The organism is Bifidobacterium dentium JCM 1195 = DSM 20436, assembly GCF_001042595.1.
GTDB lineage: Bacteria > Actinomycetota > Actinomycetes > Actinomycetales > Bifidobacteriaceae > Bifidobacterium > Bifidobacterium dentium.
Window position 1 is genome coordinate 1653840 of sequence record NZ_AP012326.1, and the last position, 20666, is coordinate 1674505.

Here is a 20666-nt window from a genome sequence, read left to right on the forward strand (position 1 = left end):
TGCCATGGCCTCGACTGCAACCATCATAGTCACCCTCGTTTCGTCCGTCGTCGGCTCAAGCGCCCTAACGTCGTTCGTCCAATGGCTGTTAGGGCGGCTGGATAGGCGCAACGGGCTTGAGAAAGCCATAGCCGACTCCCCCACCATCAAGTCCATTGAACTCGAACTGTACCGTCAGACCCTGTTCGCCAAACCGAAAAGCCGCGCCGAGCATGAGCACCAGCTTGATGTCGGCGACGCCTATCTGAAGCTGGGCGGCAACGGTGCGGGCCATGCCCGACTCGACCAACTGAAGGCCGACTACCAACGTCGGCTGACGGCTGACGACTGGGCTTACTAGTTTTCAAAGTAAACAATCGACCCCACCGGCCTTGCGCTTGGTGGGGCCTTTTCGTCTGAGAGGGTACTTTATGAAACCTCTTCTCAAAAGATTGCGAAAGGCCATCTGCGCCACAATCGCCACCCTTTGCGTCGGCGGCATGACCGCCGGTGTAGCCTTGGCTGACATGAACGGTATCGACGTGAGCGGCTGGCAAGCGCCCGACATTACTTCGGTCGTAGACGCTGACTTCGCCATCGTGAAAGTCAATCAGGGCACGTGGTTGAACAGTTCGTGGCGGACTCAGGCCGCGAACGCCGTCAACACCGGCAAGGAGCTCGGCCTGTACGACTACGCGAGCGGCATGAACGCGACCGCCGAGGCCGACGCGTTCGTTGACCGAATCGGCGGATACGTCGGCAAGGCCATGCTTGTTCTCGACTGGGAGTCCTACCAGAACTCCGCGTTCGGCAACTCGAGCTGGATTCGCGAGTGGGTGAACCGTGTTCACGAGCGCACGGGCGTTTGGCCGGTGGTCTACTGCTCGAAGTCCGTAGTCTCGCAGATTCCGTCCGACGTTCGCGCTCACTGTATGCTGTGGGCGGCTCAGTACGCCAATAACAACGCAACCGGCTATCAGTCTTCGCCTTGGAACGCTGGTAGCTCCGGCGAGGGAATGCTACAGTATTCCTCTTCCGGCTACCTGAACGGACGCGGACCGCTCGACCTGAACAAGTTCTTCGGCGACCGTACCGCATGGCGCAAAATCGCTTGCGGCGAGCGCCAAGGCTGCTCGACTTCCGGTTCTGGTTCGACCGGTACGACAAGCAAGCCGACGACCACGACCAAGACCGAGACGACCACGGACACGACCGATCTGAATGCCCTGGCGTCCGCCGTGATTCGCGGCGAGTACGGCAACGGGCAGGATAGGCGTAATCGTCTTGGCTCTAACTATGACAAGGTGATGGCGATTGTCAACAGCCGTCTCACCGGCTCTACGTATACCGGCTCGACCACGGTTACTACGACCGTGACCCGCACTTACGTGGTGCGTTCCGGCGACACCGTGTCCGCCGTGGCGAACCGTCTCGGACTACTCCCGGTGTCCGCTTGGCGTGCGCCTTCGGGCAACCTGAACCGTATCTACGTCGGCCAGACGATTACCTACACAGGCTCGACCACGACCGCTACGACCACTTCTACGTCCAGCACACATGTCGTGCGTTCCGGCGAGTCGCTGTGGTCCATCTACGGCACAGGTTGGCCTGCCGCCGCCTCTCGCAACGGCCTGCGCTACCCGTACACCATCTACCCCGGACAGCGACTGATTTAGCCAACACCCCGCCTACCGGCGACATTCCGGCAGGCGGGGTGTTTTTTGTTTTCTGCTCTCTCCAGGTAGGCTTGATGGGCATGATGATTACACACGCCCAAAAGGAAGAAATTGCGCGACAGACGATTGCCGACTACCAGGAGAAACGTGTTGAAAGCTATCGTAAAATGCGGTTGGAAAACCTTCTAGGCAAGGATGTACTGCTTTTTGCCGCGCGTGGCGTCGACACCGCCACCGGGTTTGTAAAGGAAGCGTTCAAGGCCGCTGAAAGCTCTAGCGAGGAAACCGTAATGGGTAGCTCCCGTCAAGCACTCGCTATTCGTTTGAGTAACAGCGCCGATAGCGGCGACATGACAATAGTGCGCGATGGAGTTAAGTACTATTGCGAGATGAAAAGTCAGACAAACACGACAAACTTCGGCTCACTGGCTGCCGTCCTGCAAGAGTTGAAGTTCGCAGTCGATCACGACCAGTCATCGGCCCATCGCATGGTTACTAAACAGGGAATAGGGGCCGCAATTCTCATTAGTCGGTCAACGAAAACGTTGGACGAAGAGAGAGTGTTCCACTGCGACAGCACCGCCAAACAACCTTACTCGGCGTTAGAGGGCTTCACATACCGGTACATTTCCGGTCGTGCGATGTGGCGCTGGGTTGCTGACGTGGATGATCCCATTGAACTTCTCCAGCCTTTAGTCAGATTGGACACTGGCAGAATATCGGAAGCGCGCGCACGCGCGCTTGAGCGGATTGAAAACGAACTACGGCAACAGTTAACGACAAACAACCTGCCTGACACCATCGACTCCGTGTACAAGCTGGTGCAGCTCACTTGGCGTTAATTGACCATGTTACGTCCGATGTGTTCCGGTAACGACTGTAAGGGAAATCGGTAAATTTATCATCTTCCGGTTCGTTTGCCATGTCCGCAAGAATCGTACGGCCGATGGCAGTTCCTAGCTGGACGGGGACCGCGTTCCCAATCTGCCGATACACGTCAGCCGTTTTACCCGCAATGAACCACGATTGGGGGAATCCTTGCACGGCGCGGTATTCTTCAATCGACAGCACACGATCTTCGGAAGGATGCCCTAACAGTGTTGCAGGCATGGTGGGAGCTGTAACCAGTGTTGGGCATGGTTTATCCCATGCGATACGCCTGTGAAATCCGGTCTTGCCTCCGCCGAGACGATACGCCTTCCCCATGGCCTGTTCCTGCATGTTTTTGGGTAGGCTTGTCCAGCATCCGCCTTCGGGCACCATGTGGAGCCATTTGACTCGGTCGGCTCTTAACGGCGTATAGTGATGCGGCCCGGCTTCGATAGGCGCGACAGCTTCACGGAATGTGCGCCATGCGGGTAGGGCCCATTTAGGGTCGTCTGCGTTTGTTGGCGTGAGGTAACGGCATTCCGTACCGTCACGTTTGGCGATAAGCACAACGCGTTCACGATGTTGGAACGCACCATAATTGGCCGCGTCGTAAAGCTGGAAGCTAACCCCATAGCCCATCGCCTCCAGCTTATCCAAGATAATTCGCATGGCACCGCCATGCACCGGCGCACCATCAGGTTTAAGCGGATACGCCGTGGAAAGCAGGCCACGCACATTCTCAATGATTAGATAACGTGGCCGAAGTTGAGAGGCCAAATCAAGGTATGCCAAGAAGCAGTTGCCGCGAGGGTCATCAAATGCGCGGCGGGCTCCGGCTGTGGAAAACGCTTGGCATGGAGGGCCGCCGAACATGACATCGATTTCCGTGTCTTCATCTAAGCCCGCCATGCGACGAACGGTTACGGCGTCAAGTTCTGTAATATCACCGACGAGTGCTTTATCCGGCCAGTTGACCCCGATTGACATGCGTGCCTCTCGCATATTCTCGCAGAGGAGGCGAGCGCTAATGCCGGCCTGTTCCATGCCGAGGTCGAGTCCGCCAGCTCCAGTGAAGAATGACAGTGCGACCAAGCCTGTTGTCACCCCTTTGAATGGATGGTCGGCAGGGGCAGGGGCCAGATTACTCTCTTTCATCCAAGATTCCACGACAGAGCTGTGAAAAACCCTCCGCGCCCCGCATTGCTCGCTGGGAATGGATGAGGTGCGGAGCATACGCGAGACGGTCGCGGTGGACACGTCGAGCATGGCTGCTACTTCGGATGCGGTAAGAAGTCTGGTCATGCGGACCGATTCTAGCGACGGGTCTATAAAATGCAAAATTTTCTGCGTTGCGCGTTTCGCGCATAGAGCATACGCGAACGTCCACGTAAGGAGTATGCTCATGGAAATTTCAACCGCAACGGCTCTCGCAACGGCCATCGTAGCATTGGTGGCGCCCGTCCTGACCCAAGTCTGCAAGAAATACATTCCGAGCGAATGGGTAGGCTCGTTCGCCGTCGCCGTCGCCGTACTGCTCGGTGTCATTGCCATCGGCGCGACCGGCGGCTTCGACTCCGCCGCCTGGGGCGTGGCGCTCGCCGCCGTCGTGGGCGTGAGCAACGCGGCGTATCAGGCCGTCAACCGCGCCTGTGGCGGCAAAGGGTCGAAGGATGCGATAGACGCGGCTTCCATCGCCGCCGGCGAGTGAACCCGTTCGCCTTCCAGCCCCGCCGTCCGGCGGGGCCTTTCTTTTTGCCCGCATAGAGGCATGTCGAAGCCTGTTTTAAGGAAGGATTGACGATGAAGACTACGACTACCACGACGACTTCCGGTGTCGGCCTGGCCGACCGGCTGCTGCTGACGGTGCCGGAGGCGGCCGAATTGAGCGGCATTCCGCTGAGGAACCTGAAGGCGGCAATCAGCCTGGGCGAGCTGCCGACCTGCACGACCGGCTCCTCCCGCCTGTATGTCCGCCGCACCGACCTGGACGAATACATCCTGACACTGCCCAACGCATAACGTTAACCGCGTTAAGGCTACTTTTTGGCTGCCCCTCCGCCTACACTGATTGTGGTTGGAGGGGCTTTTCATGCCCGGAAAACGGCGATATGGTAACAGTCGCGGCTTGGGCTGATAGGGCGCGTATCATGACCGTCTCTTAAAGTATGGGACAATACGCGGCAGTTTCGGCACGAGCCAGATGCATAGCGCGAACATGATGGCCGACAGCGCCAGCGCGACCATGGTGGCACGCAGCATCTCCCCCGTCGGTATGACGAGCGCAAAGAAACGCGCGGTGAAAGGCACGAACATGCCGGCCACGCCAGCCATGGCGAACGTCAGCACCAGCACGCCCCTCCACGAGTTCAAGGGGCTCGCCACCCGTGCCAGCACGAAAATGCCCATCATGAGCAGAATGATGGCATTGACGCCACGCAACATGGCCAATTGGACGCTCGAACGCTCGACATCCCATCCCATGAACATCGGCAGCAGCCATGACGTGCACAGAATCGACAGGCCCGTAGCGACGCCTCCTGGCAATGCAAAGCTCACCACACGCTTCAAAAAGCCAGGAATATACCGACGTGTGTTCGGCGCCAGCGCCAGAATGAACGCCGGCATGCCGATGGTGAGCCCTCCGATATAGGTGATGTGACGCGGTAGATACGGAAATGGGATCTGCGTCAGTACCACACCAAGTGAAATCAGCGCGGAATACACGGTTTTGACAAGAAACAGGCTGGCTACGCGTTCCATGTTGGCCATGACCTGGCGTCCTCGGGCCACCACGTCAGGCAGATGCGAGAATTTCGAATCGACGAGCACCACCTGCGCCACGGCTTTGGTGGCCGGCGCCGCATTGCCCATGGCGATGCCGAGGTCGGCCTCCTTGATGGCCAGCGCATCATTCACGCCGTCGCCGGTCATGGCCACTACGTGGTCGGTCAGGTGCAATGCCTGGACGATGGCTTTCTTCTGGTCCGGCAGCACGCGGCCGAGCACATCCACATCATCGAGCACGCGAGCCAGTTCCTCACTGTTGGCCGGCAGTTCACGCGCATCCATGAACACCGGCTCCCGTTCGCCGGTCAATCGTACTTTTCTGGCGATCGCACCGACGGTGACAGGATTGTCGCCGGAAATGATGCGACAGCGCACGCCCTGCTCACGGAACCAGGCGAGCGTCGCCTCCGCGTCGCCTCTGATGTGTTCGGAACACAGCACCAACGCAACCGGCTGCGATGTGGAATCAAGCTTCGGATCGGTCTCGTAGTCGGACGAGGCGGCCCCGTCGAAACGTACGATCAGCAACACTCGATTGCCGTCGTCGGCGAAATCATTGACCTGACACAATATGCCGGAATAATCGCCGTCGAGATGGGAGATGATGACCTCCGGCGCGCCCATCGTCCATACGGCATCGCCATCGTAGATCGAGCTCCATTTGCGGGCCGACGAAAACGGCACGCGTGCCGTAACCACACCCGGGGCAAAGCCCTGCTCCCCCAGCCCCGCAAGAACCGCCTGTCCGGTGCCGTTCGGCTGGCCTTCGTTCGACAGATCGAACAGTGCCTGCTTGATCCGATGCTCATCCGCATCATCCGCCAATGGGACGATACGGTTGAGCATGATGCCGCCGTCGGTGATGGTACCGGTCTTATCAAGGTTCAGGCAGTCCACACGGGCAAGCGTCTCCACGGACTCGAGTTCCTGCACCAGCGTGTTCCGTCGTGCCAGTCGGATTGCGGCAAGCGCGAAATTCAGCGAGGTGAGCAACACCAGGCCTTCGGGAATCATGCCCACCACACCGGCCACGGCGGAGACGACCGCGGAACGCCATTGGCCGGTCGTCACGGCAGTGTCCCAGCCTCCCACGGCGTGAATCTGCGACCAGATGAGCAGCACGCATAACGGTACGACCAGAAAGGTCATGAACTTCAGAATCGTGTTGATGCCCTTGTTCAGGTCGGAGACGGTTTTCTTGTAGACCTTCGCCTGTGCGGTCAACGTAGCGGCATAACTGTGTTCGCCGACCGCCTCGACCTTCACCAACGCCATGCCGGAGATGGCAGTGGAACCGGAATAGATTCGTTCCCCATCGCCCTTGCGTACGGTACGCGATTCACCGGTAAGCATGGATTCGTCCAACTCCAGGCCCCATGTACGCACGATCCGAGCATCGGCGGGCACCTGTTCTCCCGAACGGATCCACATGAGATCGCCAAGCACGATTTCGTTATACGGCACCTCGACGTCCACCCCGTCGCGACGCACCAGATAATCCGAAGCGACGAGAATCGACAGTCTGTCAAGCGTACGCTTCGCCTTAAGCTCGGTGATGATGCCGATGCCGGTGTTGATGATGATCACAAAACCGAAAACGGCATCCTTCCAGGACCCGGTAATGAGCACCATGAGCATGGCCGCGAGAATGATGCCGTTGAACAACGTGAACACATTCGCACGGATGATGTCGACCAAGGAGCGCGAGGTCGACGACTTGACGGCATTGGCCTGCCCGCCGTCTTTCAGGGTCTTGACTTCGGCGGCCGTCAGACCCGACTCGCCGATCGGGGGCATGGAAGGACTTGCACTCATGCTTGTCAGCCTACCGTCCCCGACTTATCCATGCCGGACTTTCCTGTGAAAGCACGGTGAAATAACCACCATATGCCGTGACGCGGCAAACGCCATGTTCGTTATTTCGTGGTGACGACCATGTCACGCTCATGCGGATCGTTGTTGCCGATGGTCATTACGGCATCGGCGATGGGAACCGCATCGGCCATGCGATCGTTGATGGTCAGCACAGCCGCATACAGCTTCCCGTCCTTGGGTGCATGCACCGGATTGAGCAGTGCCACCGCGATTCCCTCCTCGCGGGCCCCTTGCAATGCCGCATGCCAGTCGTCGCGATTGGCATCGGTCACATCCATGCCGCCGATGACGATGATGCCAACCTTGCTCTGCGTCATGTCGCGTACGCCTTGAATGGCCGTTTGCTGGGCGTCGATGGTGCCGGTGACGGGAACATACGTCGGCTTGAGTTTGCCCTGCTCCATGGCATCCAGTACCAAGCCGTCAGCGTCGATGTCCTGCGAACCGATGAACGCCACTTTGGTGTCGGCACGGTCAGGGCCGACGTGGGCGACGGCGGAATCCTGCGATTGCGTATCCCCCACGGCCCCGTTCGGCGGCGTGCAGGCGGTCAGGGAGACCGCCAATCCGATCGCCAGCATTGCCATGCCCGCACGTCGCAACGCGTTGTCACTCACCGCTTATGCTTCCTGAACAATGCGACGGTCTCCACATGATGGGTCGTCGGATAAATGTCGAAAGCGTGGATGTCGGCCAACTCATAGCCAAGACCGGCCAGAGTGGCGGTATCGCGCGCAAGACTCGCCGGATTGCAGGCGATGTAGATCACGCTGCGTGCCTCGGAGTCGGCGATCTGCCCGCACACCTTGGCGCGGGCGCCGGCACGCGGCGGATCAAGCACCACCACATCGGGTCTGGCCAGATCGTTGCGCACATTGCCCAAGGTCTTCGCCACATCACCGGCACGGACATCCACATTATCCAAATGGACATGTCGCAGATTGCGTTGCGCATTGCGTACGGCCGTCTTACCGCCTTCCACGCTCAGCATGCGCGTGCGTTCCGCAGCAAGCGAAGCCAATGGTAGGGTGAACAGGCCCGATCCGGAATACAGATCCCACACGCAGGCCGATTGGGCACCGTTCAGCTCTCTCCGGACCAGATCAATCACATGGTTGGTCAATGCGATCGGTGCCTGTCGATGCATCTGCCAGAATCCCCCGGCATCGACGCCGTACTCGAAGTCCCGGCCGGCGACGGTGACTTTTTCGGTCAGCGCACGCGTACCGGCCGTCACCTCGCCGTCCACCAACACCGCGTAGTTCTCTTCGACCGCGGCACCGTCACGGGGTTCGGGTACGGAAAGCCTGATCTGGGAACCGGGGGTGAATCCGCCATCCCATACATGCTCGCGTTCGGCCACGTCGAGCAGCGCGCGGCTAGCCAACGGCATCGTGTCGATCGGCACACGAACATGCGTGCCGCGCCGACGCATGGATGGCCGTCCGTCGGCATCGGCGATCATTTCGATACGGGTGCGCCAATGCAGTCCTCGTTCGGCTTCATCTTGCGGCATGCGATCGATCGGCACTTCCACTGCCGTATGCCCCAGCCGCAACATCTGCTCGACAATCGAGCAGGTCTTCCACTTGAGCTGCCCGGCAAGGCTCACATGCACCAGATCGGCGCCGCCAACCCCTCCGCCCATGGCAAGGGGCCCTGCCAATGGCCATATCGGTTCGGCACGGTCTTCGCTGGCCTCCAGCACTTCCACGACCTCACCAGTCCAGAAGCGCTCTTCCCTATCGTGTGGTTCATCAAGTTCCACACGGACCAATTCTCCCGGCAATGCGAAACGAACGAAAACGACCCGTCCGTCAATGTGGCCCACGCAACGCCCTTGATCGGCATATCGTTCGATGCGGATGGTCGCTTCCATCAGTGCTGTTCCTCCAAGCAATCATGTTCGCCCTGACCGGATTCTTCGGACAAGGCCTTGTGCCGGTGCATCGGCGTAGCGACGATCAGATACGAGACCCAGATCGCCAACGCCCAGAATGGAATGCCCATAAGCAGGCGTGCAGTGCCGAGCCAGCCGACATGATTGGCGGCATACAGTGGCACCTGTACGACCAGACGCAACGAGAACACGGCGATCCACAGCGCGGTGATGACCGTATAGGCCCGGTTGAGCGCCTTGTCCGATCTCCAATCGTCCAGCCACGCACGGAAATGCTCGGTGGGCAACGTGCGGATGAACTCGATGACCAGACCCAACCCTGGTACGCGTGCGATCAGCGACGTCGTAAGCAGCACGATGTAGAACGCGTTGGTCAGGAAGCCGAACATGTAATAATTACGCGCTTCATGGCTTTGCCACGCCCAAATCAGGCAGATGCCCACGGCGAGCAGGCCGCTGACGGCACCCATCACCGACTGGCGCTGCAACAACCGTACGATCACCTGAAGCACGGCCAGCGCAGCGGAAACGCCGACGGTCAGCTGCAGATTGGCGGTGATGACGAACAACACCACAAACACGACGCCCGGCAGCATCGATTCGACCACGCCACGCGGACCGCCGATGGCGTCGATTACGGAGAAGTCGTCGTCATTGCCGGCATCGGCGAGAGCGCCGAGACCGGTACGTTTTCTGGTTTCAGTCATTGGTCGAAACGAAAACCTTCGATCAGCGCACTTCGGAGAACATCGGACCACGGGACAGGGTGGTCTTGACCTCGACCTGATGATCGGAGTCGAACGGCCCCTTCGGTTTGCCCGGAATATCCGTCTTCTCGTCGTTGCCTTCCTGTTCGGCGGCCTCCTTGGCGGCCTTACGTTCGGCCGGTGCGACCGGAGGATGCATTGGGATGAGGTCACGTGGGGCAAGAGGATCGTCGCCGCGCTCCACCACGATATTCGCAAAGAATTCGTTCAATGCCTTGGTTTCGTCATGTTCCGGATCGGTGGCGGCCTTGCCCGAGAAGATGCCGCGTAGCATCCAACGCGGGCCATCGACACCTACGATGCGGGTCAGCACCTTACGGCCGCCCTTGACCACAACCGGCAACGACAGTTCGGTGCCGAACACACCGTCGACTTCGGAGGCGGCTTTATTGGCCTCGATCAGATCGGCACGCACATCATCCCATAGTCCCATGGTCTTCGGGGCTGCGAACGCCTCGATCTCCAAACTGGACGAGCCATAGGTGATGGTGGAGCCGAGCACCTGCTGCGTGGCGCGGTTCGCCTTCACACGCAGTTCGATGCCTTGCAGAAACGGCAGATAGTAGGATCCCAGATCAAGATAGTCATCGTAATCGGGCACATCCTCGTCGTCCACGTCCCAAGGACCGCGTTCATCGCCGCGTCCTTCGTATACGGCGGAAGGCTCGGGCAGCTCCATGACCTCCTGGGCCTGGGCCGCGGCCTCATCCACAGCCTGCTCTTCGGCGGCCTGCTGAGCGTCCTCGCTCTGGCGCTTCTTCTTGCCGAATCCAAACAATCCCATGATGTTCCTCATTTCATAACGGTTGCAACCGTGACCAGCCTAGCACCCACGCTTAATATGAGCTGGGAATTCGTGGCCCGTTCCTGCGAGTCGCGTCTCAGATGTCGTAGGTGATGGTCAGTGGCGCATGGTCGGACCAGCGTTTGTCGTAGGTCGGGGCCTTGTCGATGACGAATCCGCAAGCGGATTCGGCCAGCTCCGGCGTGGCGAACTGATAGTCGATTCTCCAACCCACGTTGTTGTCGAAGGCACGGCCACGTTGGCTCCACCACGTGTACGGGCCCTGGATATCGCCCGCGAGATTACGCATCACATCCACGAACTCCAGCTCACCCAGCCACTTGTCGACGTAGGCCCGTTCCTCGGGAAGGAATCCGGCATGCGTCTCGTTGGCCTTGGCGTTCTTGATGTCGAGCGGGGTATGCGCGATATTGAAATCGCCGCATAGTACGGACTGCCTGCCGCCATGCGCCGCCTCATCTCGCAGCTGGCCCATCCGTTCGAGCATGGTGTCAAGAAAACGGTATTTCTGTTCCATCTTGGCCGGATCATCGGTATTACCTGCATGCACGTACACACATACCACGGTGACGATGTAGCCCTGTGGCGTCTTCACATCGGCCTCGATCCAACGGCCGGAATCGACGTCATCGTCAAGCCCCGGCAAGCCGTACCGCTTGTCAATCACCGGCAATGCCGAGAGCAGCCCCACCCCGGCACGTCCTTTGATACGGCATACCTCGTTGAGACGGTCCAGTTCACTTTGATCGGCGATCTTACCGGCGGTGGAGTATTCGAACCCAAATTCATCGAAAATCGGATCGATTTCATGCTGTGGCGCACGCACTTCCTGCATGCACCAGATATCGGGCGTGTTTCTGCCGGCCCAAATTTCGATGCCCTTGCGTTTGGCCGCACGGATTCCGTTCACGTTCGAAGTCGTAATGCTGATCGTCATAGCGCCAGACTAACTCACATGCGAGAAAACCTCCCTCGAAAGGAGGGAGGTTTTCAGCGGTGCCGGCGGTCCGAACCGTTCACCGGCCTTCGCGTAGTAATCGTCGGAGCCCATCTTGTAGCTGACCTTCCCCCCGTCCGATCGCTGGGTTCGGGGAATCCGGATTCAGCGATCGGACGGTGCGACCCAAGGCGTGTAGGAGAAGACCGCGCCACTCCACTGTGGTCATCAGTCGAGACCGAGCTGGAGCTTACCTCCTGGAATGGCGTCCAACAAATCGCGGGTGTACTGCATCTGCGGATGGTCGAACACCTCATCGGTGGTGGCATGCTCCACAAGCTTGCCGTGCTGCATCACCACCACCTCATCGGCGATCTGGCGAACGACCGCCAGATCATGGGTGATGAACAGGTAACTCAGTCCCCTTTCGGCCTGCAGGTCGTTGAGCAGGCGCAACACCTGATCCTGCACAAGAACATCCAACGCGGACACGGCCTCATCGCAGACGATCACGTCCGGATTGAGGGCCATGGCTCGCGCAATGGCGATGCGCTGACGTTGGCCGCCGGAAAGCTCGTTCGGATAGCGGCTCATCACGGATTCCGGCAGCTCCACCATGTCGAGCAACTCGCGTACGCGGGCGGCACGGCTGGTCTTGTCGCCGATGCCATGAATGCGGAGCGGCTCCTCGATGGAACGGTAGATGGAATACATCGGATCGAGCGAACCGTACGGGTTCTGGAACACCGGTTGCACATGGCGACGGAAGTCGAGCAACTCCTTACCCTTGAAGCCCGCGATGTCCTTGCCCGCATAGGTCACGCTACCGGAGGTCGGTTCGAGCAGCTTCAGCACCATGTTGGCCACGGTGGACTTACCGGAGCCGGATTCGCCCACGATCGCCAGAGTGGTGCCCTTCTTGACGGAGAAGCTCACGTCATCGACGGCCTTGAACATCTCCTTTTTGCGTGGAAGCTTGAACTCACGGGTCAGATGGTCGACGGTGATGATGGCCTCGCCGTTTTTCAGGGAGGATTCGTTCACCGCATGCTCCATCACGGCCTTCGCGTCGCCCCCATGCTCCTTGACGGAGATGATGCGCTGCGATGCCAGCGATGGTGCGGCTGCGACCAGTCTCTTGGTGTACGGATGCTGTGGATGCTGGAGTACCTCGAGCGACGGACCGGATTCGACGACCTGCCCCTTATACATCACCACGATGTGCTGGGCTCGTTCCGCGGCCAGACCCAGATCATGGGTGATGAACAGCACTGCGGTGCCCAGTGAATCGGTCAGCGTATGCAGATGATCGAGAATCTTCTTCTGCACGGTCACGTCAAGCGCGGATGTCGGTTCATCGGCGATAAGCAGGTCGGGGCGGCAGGCAAGACCGATGGCGATCAACGCACGCTGGCGCATGCCACCGGAGAATTCGTGCGGGAACTGACGTGCACGGGTGGCGGCGTCCGGCAATCCCGCTTCGGACAGCAAACCCGCGATGCGATCGTTCATGGTGGAACCAATCACATACTTCTTGGCGAGATACCACGCATCCTCGGCTTTCACGCCGGCCTTGATGAGATCGTCGGCGACACGCCAGCGGGTTTCGGAACCCGGCACCCACTCATCAGTGAAGTACGCCATGGTCGTATCGAGATCCTCGCCGGTCTTGCCGATGTTGACTAGGGCTTCCTTGGCCATTGCCAACAGTTCCGGCAGCTCCTTGGAACCAAGGAAGGTCTCGTCATCGTCGCCTTTGAGCTCCACCCCTTCGCCGGCCAAGGCCTTGGCGAATTCAGAGCGTTTTTCATGGTCGATATCCATGTTGTTGGCGACAAGGGCCTCTTTGACCTGAGTCCCGATGCGCCATACCGGATTCAGATTGCTCATCGGATCCTGCGGTACAAGTCCCATTTTGGATCCGCGCAGCCTGTCGTAGTCCTTCTGCTTCAAGCCGGCGATCTCCTGGCCATCAAGCTTGATGGAGCCGCCGACCACATGGCCCGTGCCCGGCAAAAGCCCCAGCACTGCCATGGCGGAAGTGGATTTACCGGAACCGGATTCGCCCACGATCGCCACCCATTGGCCGGGATACACGCTGAAGGAGGAGTTACGCACCGCGTGCACGGCACGGCCTTCATCGGTGGTGAAGTCCACCTGAAGGTCTTTGACTTCGAGTAGCGGACCGTTGGCACGTTGCATGGCCTCAAGCTTGTTTTCGGTATTCATATCAGTCATCGAATATCCCTCACTTACACTCAGGCCGTACGGCTCTTCGGATCAAGGGCGTCCTTGACGGCGTCGCCCATCATGATGAAGGCCAGCACGGTGATGGCCAACGCGGCGGACGGATAGAACAACACCATCGGGTTGGTGCGCAGAATGGACTGAGCATGGGAAATGTCGCCGCCCCAGCTGACGGTGGTGGTCGGCAAGCCCACGCCAAGGAAGCTCAGCGTCGCCTCGAGCACGATGTACGTGGCCAACGATGTAGTGCCGACCACGATGATCGGAGCCAGGGAGTTCGGCAGGATGTGACGGAACAGGTTCCGTCCCGGCGTGGAGCCCAAGGCCGTGGAGGCGGTGTTGAACTCGAGGTTCTTCGCCTCCAGCACCGCACCTCTGGCGATACGCGCCACGGAGGTCCAGCCGAACAGCGTCATCACGAGGATGATCTTCCAGATGGAGTCGCTGGTCTTGAACATCTGCAGCACCACGATGGCGCCAAGCAGAATCGGCAACGCGAGGAAAATATCGGTCAGGCGGCTCAGCACGGCATCGACCCAGCCTCCGAAGAAGCCGGCCACCGCACCGATCAACGTGCCGAGCAGCACCACGAGCAGCGTAGCGAACACACCGACGCTCAAGGAAGTGCGGGTACCGTAGACCACGCGGGCGTACACATCGCAGCCCTGCAGGTCGAAGCCGAATGGATGGCCTGCGGATGACGGGTCGAGCGAATTGTCGAGATTGCAGTAGTTCGGGTTCTGCTTGGTCAGTACGCCCGGGAACAGTGCCACGAAAATGATGAAGACAATCAACAGCCCGGAGATGATGAACAGCGGATTGCGTCGCAGGGTGCGCCACGCATCCGCCCACATATTCGATGCGGGAGCCGATTCGTCGATGGAATCGACGGCTTTGAGCGGAGTCTCCTCAAGCGGGGCCACATAGCGCTCCTGTCCCGGCAGCGCGGTGGAAAGATTGGTTTCATTCATGTCAGTCATTGCTTATCCTCCACAGCTCACGCATAACGGATTCGAGGATCGAGGGCGGCGTAAAGCATATCGACCAGCAGGTTGCACACCACGAAGATCAGCATGAGCAGCGTCACGATGGACACCACCAGATTGCCTTCGCCCTTCAGAATGCTCTGATAGGTCAGATAGCCGATGCCGTGCACGTTGAAGATGGTTTCGGAGATCATGGCGCCACCCATCAACGCGCCCAGATCCTGCCCGAGATAGGTCACGACCGGAATCATGGAGTTACGCAGCACATGGCGCAGCATGACGGACTTGTTGTCCATGCCCTTCGCGCGTGCGGTACGTACGTAATCGAGCGCGATGTTGGACGAAATCTCCGCACGGCTCAATCGGATGATGTATGCCATCGATACGGAGCCGAGCACCATCGCTGGCATGAGCAAATCGATGAAACCTGGATTCGAGCCGGCGGTGACCGGAAGCAGACGCCATTTGACGCCGAGGAAGTATTGGGCCAGGAAACCGGTGACGAAAGTCGGTACGGAAATGAGCAGCAATGAGAAGATCAGGATGACGGTGTCGCACCACTTGCCCTTCTTCAAGCCGGAGATCACACCGAAAATCACGCCGAAGATGGCTTCGAACACGAAGGCCATCAGCGCGAGTTTGATGGTGATCGGGAAGGCGCGGCCGATCTGGTCGATGACCAGCTGCCCGGAGAAGGTCTTGCCGAAGTCGAGGGTCAGCGCGTTCTTCAGGAACAGCAGGTACTGGATGATGAACGGCTTGTCCAGGTTGTATTCGGCACGGATTTGGGCGGCAACCGCTTCATTGACCGGTTTATCACCGAACATGGCCTTGACTGGGTCGCCCGGCAGCGCAAACACCAGGGCGTACACCAGAAGCGTCGTGCCGAGAACCACAGGGATCATCTGCAGAATACGTCGCAGAAGATACTTGCCCATTGGTTTCTCCTTATTACTCAATTCTTAAGCCAGCCATTTGGCTATCGGTCTTTGTGAAAAAAGACCTTGCACGGGGCCGGCTGACAACTCACCCCGCTAAGTCTACTAGCCGCTAAGTCTACTAGTTTCGCACCAAGGTGCCTTTATATTGTAGGTTTATGAAAATAAGCTGGGAAAACACCACACTGACCGGCACCTTACCCCTAGGTGTCTCATTTTCCCGTTTTTTTACCCTGGTAACGAATGCGGTCGTAACGACAAGGAAGGAACGGCGTATTACCGTTCCCTCCTTGTCAGCGATGAGAACCGATTAGTGAATCAAGCTCACTTGCTCTTGGTCATGTTCTCGTAGACCGGCAGGTTCTGCCAGTTCATCTCGAAGTTGGAGACGTTGGTGGAAGCCACGCCATAGGCATTGGCATAGTACAGCGGAACGGCCGGCAGATCATTGAGCAGCACTTCCTGGGCCTGCTGATACAGCTTGTTGGCCTCGTCGGTGGTCTGGGCGGCTGCGGCCTGGTTGCACAGGTCGTCGAACTTGGAGTTCTTGTAGTCGCCATCGTTCGAACCGTTGCCGTCGGCGGCGGAGGAGGAGAAGTTCTGGACCAGATAGTTCTCGGCGGACGGGTAATCCGGCTGCCAACCGCTACGGAACGCGCCCTGGACCTTGCGGTCGGACACCGCGGTGCGGTAGTCGTTGAAGGTCGGGTACGGGTTGGTGGCGGCCACTTCGGAGCCGAGAGTGTTGTTGATGGAGTTCACCACGGCGGTGTAGATGGTCTCATGGCCACCGTCGGCATTGTAAGCGAAGGTGAGCTTGTCATCGGAGGTCCACGGGCTGATGGCGTTGGCCTTCTCCCAGAGTTCCTTGGCCTTGGAGGCGTTGTACTTCAGGTTATCGGAGCCCTTGAGGGAATCGCTGTAGCCTGGAGTCAGCGGAGAGGTGAAATCACTGGCCGGCGTACCGGTGCCGTTAAGCACCTTCTCGCAGATGTTGTTGCGGTTGATGGCCATGGAAATGGCCTGACGGCGCAGGGTGCCTTCTTCGGTGCCAGCCTCGAAATGCTTCAGACCGGACGGGATGGTGAACTGCTGGATTACGGAGCCGGCCTTGTTGTAGGCCTGCACGGTGGAATCCGTTTCGAAGGTCTTGGTGGCGGAAGCCGGCACGGATTCCATCACGTCGAGGGAGCCGGACTGGATGTCGGCGTAGGCGGCCTCGTCCTTGGTGTAGACCTTGAAGGTCACGCCGTCGTTCTTCGGGGTGCGGTTGCCCTTGTAGTCCGGATTCTTCACGAGCACGATTTCGTTGTCATGATCCCAGGACTGGAACTTGTACGGACCGTTGCCCACCGGCTTTTCGCCGAAGGCCTTCGGATCCTTGTAGAAGGATTCCGGCAGCGGAGCGAAACCGGAATAGCCGACCTTGATGGCGAACACGGAGTCGGACTGGTTGAGGTCCACGGTGAATTCGTTGTCGTTGACGACCGTCAGGCCTTCAAGCTGCTCGTCGCCCTTGAGGTTGTCGGCATCCTGCAGCTTGTCATAGCCCTTGATGGTGGAGAAGAAGGAGGCGCACTTCTGCGCGTTCTTCGCATTGGCGGTATAGCTCCACGCCTTGGTGAAGGACTCGGCCGTCACCGGAGTGCCGTCGGTGAACTTCCAACCCTTCTTGAGCTTGATGGTGTACTGGGTGGCATCCGCATTGGCTTCGATGGACTCTGCCACTTCGTTGGAAGCATTGCCCTTGGCATCGAAGGAAATCAGGCGGGAGAACAGCAGATCGATCGGCTTACCGCCGCCGGTCTCATTGGTGTTGCCCGGGATAAGCGGGTTCTGCGGCTCGGAATTGTAAGCCGTGATGATGTTGCCGCCATCGGAGGCGGCATCATTGGAAGCGCCGCAGCCGCTGAGCAGCATGCCCAACGCGCAGGCCGCGGCGGCGAAAGCCAAAGCCTTCTTCTTCATAGAATCATTCTCCTATTCGTTATGTGAGGACCGTTGCGGCCCTCGCGTAAGAACGAGGTGGACGTTGATGCATGGCGTCAGCGCACACCTCGTTTTTACCGGTAGAGAACCATTGTTCCCTACTTAACGGACAACGCAGCATAATCTCTGCAAACGACATGGAGAAACGGATTGAAAGGGTGAATGCCGCTCACGGCCGGTCTCGTGAGGCCAAGACCGGAAGCATTGCGGAAATCAGCGTTTGGTCATGTCCTGATATGCGGGAACGTTCTGCCAGTTCATGGTGAAATTCTTCACATCCTTCGATGCCACACCTGCCGCATCGCCGTAATACAACGGAATCGACGGCAACTGACTGAGCAGGATCCGCTGTGCCTGCCGGTACAGATCGTTCGCGGTATCCTCATCGCCGGTCGAAGCCGCACGCGCGCATAGCTCGTCGAACTCGGCGTTCTTGTAGTCGCCGTCGTTGGAGCCGTTGCCATCCGCGGCGGACGAATCGTACAACGGCACCAGATAATCCTGCGGAGACGGATAGTCCGGCTGCCAGCTGGTGCGGATGGCTCCGCTGAGTTTGCGGGCGGTCACATCATTGCGGAATTCCTGGAAGGTGGGAATCGGGCTGGTGGCCGCGTCGATGCCGAGCACGTTCTTCACGGAGTTGACGATGGCGTCATACACCGGGCCCGCGCCACCATCGGAATTATAGAAGAACTGCAGCTTGCCGTCATAATGGGAGATGGCTTCGGCCTGGTTCCACAACTCCTTGGCCTTCGTCGGGTTGTATTCAAGGTATTCGTGCCCTTCGATGGTGCCTGAATATCCCGGTACCTTCGGTGAGGTGAAGGAGTCGGCAGGGGTGCCCAGATTGCTGAGCACCTTCTTGCAGATGTTGCTTCGGTCGATGGCCATGGACAGCGCCCTCCGACGCAGCTGCCCCTCTTCGGTGGAGGTCTGCCAATGCTCGAGCTGTGATGGAATGGTTATGGTCTGCAGTACGGAACCGGCCTTGTTATACGCTTCGACCGACGAGTCGGTCTGGAAGATCTTGGCGTCGGCGGACGGAATGGTATCGAGCACGTCGAGATTGCCTGCCTGCACGTCGGCGTAGGCGGATGAGGGATCGGTGTAGACGCGGAAGGTCACGCCGTCGTTCTTCGCCTCACGATTGCCGTGATAGGCCGTGTTCTTTACGACGCTCAGCTCCTGGTCGTGAATCCATGAGCCGAACTTGTACGGACCGTCGCCTACCGGCTTTTCGCCGAAGGCCTTCGGATCCTTGTAGAAGGATTGCGGCAGCGGATAGAACCCGCAATACCCCACTTTGATGGGGAATACGGAATCAGGCTGGTTCAGTTCCACGGTGAATTCATGGTCGTTGATCACCTTCAGCCCTTCGAGCTGCTCATCACCATTGAGATTGGCGGTATCCTGTAGCTTGTCATAGCCCTTGATGTTGGCGAAGAAGCCCGAACACAGTTGCGCGTTCTTCGCGTTGGCGGTATAGCTCCACGCCTTGGTGAAGGACTCGGCCGTCACCGGAGTGCCGTCGGTGAACTTCCAGCCGGACTTGAGCTTGATGTCGTATTGGGAGGCATCGTCATTCGCGGTGATCGATTCGGCCACCTCGTTATGCGCCTTGCCGTCGTTGTCGAAGGAAATCAGACCGGCGAACAACAGGTCGATCGGACGACCGCCTCCTGACTCGTTGGTGTCTCCCGGAATCAACGGATTGGCCGGCTCGGCGTTGAAGGCGGTGATGACGTTCGCCGCCGATGAGGAGTCCGAACCGGAGCTGCCGCATCCAGCCAACGGTACGGCCAGCAATGCCAGTACCGACGTAAAGGCCACAAGCCTGTGTTGTTTCATTATTCCCTCGATTCATATGCATGGAAGCGGGCCGAAGGCCACAGGCTCTTTCATACATCTCGGGAATGCGAGTCATGGCCCGTTTTCGCGGCACGCGTATACCGTGCGGACCGATCGGCGGTTCAGGCTCGGGGGAACGCCTGCCCGTATCTCGCCTTGAGCTGTTCGATGGAGACATGGGTGTAGCGCTGCGTGGTTTTGAGCGAGGAATGTCCCAGCAGTTCCTGCACTTGCCTCAGATCCGCTCCCCCATCGAGCAGGTGCGTCGCCGCGCTGTGACGTAACGCATGCGGGCTGATGTCCGGCACGCCCGCCCGTTGCGCGCACTCATGCACCACCTGTCTCACCACCCGCTGGTCGATGCGATTGCCCTGCGCGCCAAGAAAGAGCGCATCCGCCGACCGTGCACGGACCAAACGGGGGCGTCCGTCCTCAAGCCAGCGTCGGATGGATTGCTCGGCCGGCACGCCGAACGGCACCACGCGCTGCTTGTTGCCTTTGCCCGTGACCTTCATCGTACGGTTGTCAAAGGCCACGTCATGCACGTCAAGTCCGACCAGTTCGGCGACACGGATGCCCGTGGCGTACAGCACTTCCAGCATTGCCGCATTACGTAGGCCGACGGCCTGTTTCCTGACGCTTTTCGTGCGCGATTTCGGCATCTGCTCGTCGACGCAGTCCATCAGCTTCTCCGCCTGTGATTCGCTGAGTACGGCAGGTAGCGTATCCGGAATCTTCGGTGTCATCAGCATGGCCGCCGGATTGGCGTTCGTCACGCCGCGTTCGTGAGTCCATGCGAAGAAGCCCCGCACCGCAACGGTTTTACGGGCCATGCTGCTTCTCGCATGCCGCTTCGAGGATTGCGACATCCACATGCGAAGATCCTCTATGGTCACTTCGTTGAGATCCTCACATCCCAATATCTCCAGCTGCGTCATGCATTCCTCAAGATCGCCACGGTACGCCTTGCGCGTATTATCACTCAATCCGCGGTTGGCCTTCAGATATGCATCAAAGGCGTCGATCGTATCCGCGAAACGCATATTCCGGCCTCTTTCCTCG

Annotated in this window: 18 protein-coding genes; 5 read left to right on the forward strand and 13 right to left on the reverse strand. The window is 59.0% G+C overall.

What is annotated here, in order from left to right; all coding sequences use genetic code 11:
* Window positions 1-4 precede the first annotated feature (4 nt).
* The 3 genes from BBDE_RS07120 to BBDE_RS07130 all read left to right on the forward strand — a co-directional run bounded on the left by BBDE_RS07120 (window position 5) and on the right by BBDE_RS07130 (window position 2497).
* Window positions 5-340 carry a hypothetical protein gene (locus tag BBDE_RS07120; RefSeq protein WP_012902301.1) on the forward strand — a complete coding sequence of 112 codons (336 nt, stop codon included), beginning with the start codon at window positions 5-7 and terminating at the stop codon, window positions 338-340.
* A gap of 70 nt (window positions 341-410) precedes the next feature.
* Window positions 411-1655, forward strand: coding sequence for a GH25 family lysozyme (locus BBDE_RS07125; protein WP_003839536.1), 1245 nt, complete (start codon window positions 411-413; stop codon window positions 1653-1655).
* Between the two features lie 74 nt (window positions 1656-1729).
* Window positions 1730-2497, forward strand: a complete 768-nt coding sequence (locus BBDE_RS07130; protein ID WP_003839534.1) for a PmeII family type II restriction endonuclease — start codon at window positions 1730-1732, stop codon at window positions 2495-2497.
* Here the strand turns inward: BBDE_RS07130 and BBDE_RS07135 are convergent.
* Window positions 2484-3791 (reverse strand): DNA cytosine methyltransferase, encoded by a 1308-nt coding sequence (locus BBDE_RS07135; protein ID WP_230454350.1) that lies wholly within the window; start codon window positions 3789-3791, stop codon window positions 2484-2486. The two genes, BBDE_RS07130 and BBDE_RS07135, sit on opposite strands and share 14 nt — an antisense overlap.
* A gap of 136 nt (window positions 3792-3927) precedes the next feature.
* Between BBDE_RS07135 and BBDE_RS07140 the strand changes: the two genes are divergently transcribed.
* Together BBDE_RS07140 and BBDE_RS07145 are read left to right on the forward strand one after the other, a co-directional pair.
* On the forward strand, window positions 3928-4233 hold the full coding sequence (locus BBDE_RS07140; RefSeq protein WP_033488885.1) for a hypothetical protein: 306 nt from the start codon (window positions 3928-3930) through the stop codon (window positions 4231-4233).
* 92 nt (window positions 4234-4325) lie between these two features.
* The gene (locus BBDE_RS07145; RefSeq protein ID WP_003839529.1) at window positions 4326-4544 is read left to right on the forward strand and encodes a helix-turn-helix domain-containing protein; all 219 of its coding nucleotides are present in this window, start codon (window positions 4326-4328) and stop codon (window positions 4542-4544) included.
* Window positions 4545-4670: 126 nt separating this feature from the next.
* Here the strand turns inward: BBDE_RS07145 and BBDE_RS07150 are convergent, their stop codons facing one another.
* The 12 genes from BBDE_RS07150 to BBDE_RS07205 form a co-directional block, all read right to left on the reverse strand.
* On the reverse strand, window positions 4671-7127 hold the full coding sequence (locus BBDE_RS07150) for an HAD-IC family P-type ATPase (protein ID WP_012902305.1): 2457 nt from the start codon (window positions 7125-7127) through the stop codon (window positions 4671-4673).
* A gap of 101 nt (window positions 7128-7228) precedes the next feature.
* A complete protein-coding gene (locus BBDE_RS07155) occupies window positions 7229-7804 on the reverse strand; it encodes a sugar ABC transporter substrate-binding protein (RefSeq protein WP_012902306.1) in 576 nt (191 codons plus the stop codon).
* On the reverse strand, window positions 7801-9066 hold the full coding sequence (locus BBDE_RS07160) for a class I SAM-dependent RNA methyltransferase (protein WP_003839524.1): 1266 nt from the start codon (window positions 9064-9066) through the stop codon (window positions 7801-7803). The genes BBDE_RS07155 and BBDE_RS07160 overlap by 4 nt, the downstream gene beginning before the upstream one ends.
* Window positions 9066-9794, reverse strand: a complete 729-nt coding sequence (locus tag BBDE_RS07165; RefSeq protein ID WP_003839522.1) for a DUF3159 domain-containing protein — start codon at window positions 9792-9794, stop codon at window positions 9066-9068. The genes BBDE_RS07160 and BBDE_RS07165 overlap by 1 nt, the downstream gene beginning before the upstream one ends.
* 22 nt (window positions 9795-9816) lie before the next feature.
* Window positions 9817-10638, reverse strand: coding sequence for a DUF3710 domain-containing protein (locus tag BBDE_RS07170; RefSeq protein WP_003844002.1), 822 nt, complete (start codon window positions 10636-10638; stop codon window positions 9817-9819).
* A 97-nt stretch (window positions 10639-10735) separates the two neighbouring features.
* Window positions 10736-11596, reverse strand: a complete 861-nt coding sequence (locus BBDE_RS07175) for an exodeoxyribonuclease III (RefSeq protein ID WP_003839519.1) — start codon at window positions 11594-11596, stop codon at window positions 10736-10738.
* Between the two features lie 228 nt (window positions 11597-11824).
* On the reverse strand, window positions 11825-13834 hold the full coding sequence (locus BBDE_RS07180; RefSeq protein WP_003839517.1) for a dipeptide ABC transporter ATP-binding protein: 2010 nt from the start codon (window positions 13832-13834) through the stop codon (window positions 11825-11827).
* Window positions 13835-13854: 20 nt separating this feature from the next.
* Window positions 13855-14823 carry an ABC transporter permease gene (locus BBDE_RS07185; RefSeq protein ID WP_003839515.1) on the reverse strand — a complete coding sequence of 323 codons (969 nt, stop codon included), beginning with the start codon at window positions 14821-14823 and terminating at the stop codon, window positions 13855-13857.
* Between the two features lie 17 nt (window positions 14824-14840).
* Window positions 14841-15767: an ABC transporter permease gene (locus tag BBDE_RS07190; RefSeq protein WP_003839514.1), complete on the reverse strand. Its 927-nt coding sequence runs from the start codon at window positions 15765-15767 to the stop codon at window positions 14841-14843.
* Between the two features lie 324 nt (window positions 15768-16091).
* A complete protein-coding gene (locus BBDE_RS07195) occupies window positions 16092-17735 on the reverse strand; it encodes a peptide ABC transporter substrate-binding protein (protein ID WP_003839512.1) in 1644 nt (547 codons plus the stop codon).
* A 234-nt stretch (window positions 17736-17969) separates the two neighbouring features.
* Window positions 17970-19604 carry a peptide ABC transporter substrate-binding protein gene (locus BBDE_RS07200; RefSeq protein ID WP_003839511.1) on the reverse strand — a complete coding sequence of 545 codons (1635 nt, stop codon included), beginning with the start codon at window positions 19602-19604 and terminating at the stop codon, window positions 17970-17972.
* Between the two features lie 122 nt (window positions 19605-19726).
* Window positions 19727-20647 (reverse strand): tyrosine recombinase XerC, encoded by a 921-nt coding sequence (locus tag BBDE_RS07205; RefSeq protein WP_003839509.1) that lies wholly within the window; start codon window positions 20645-20647, stop codon window positions 19727-19729.
* Window positions 20648-20666 lie beyond the last annotated feature (19 nt).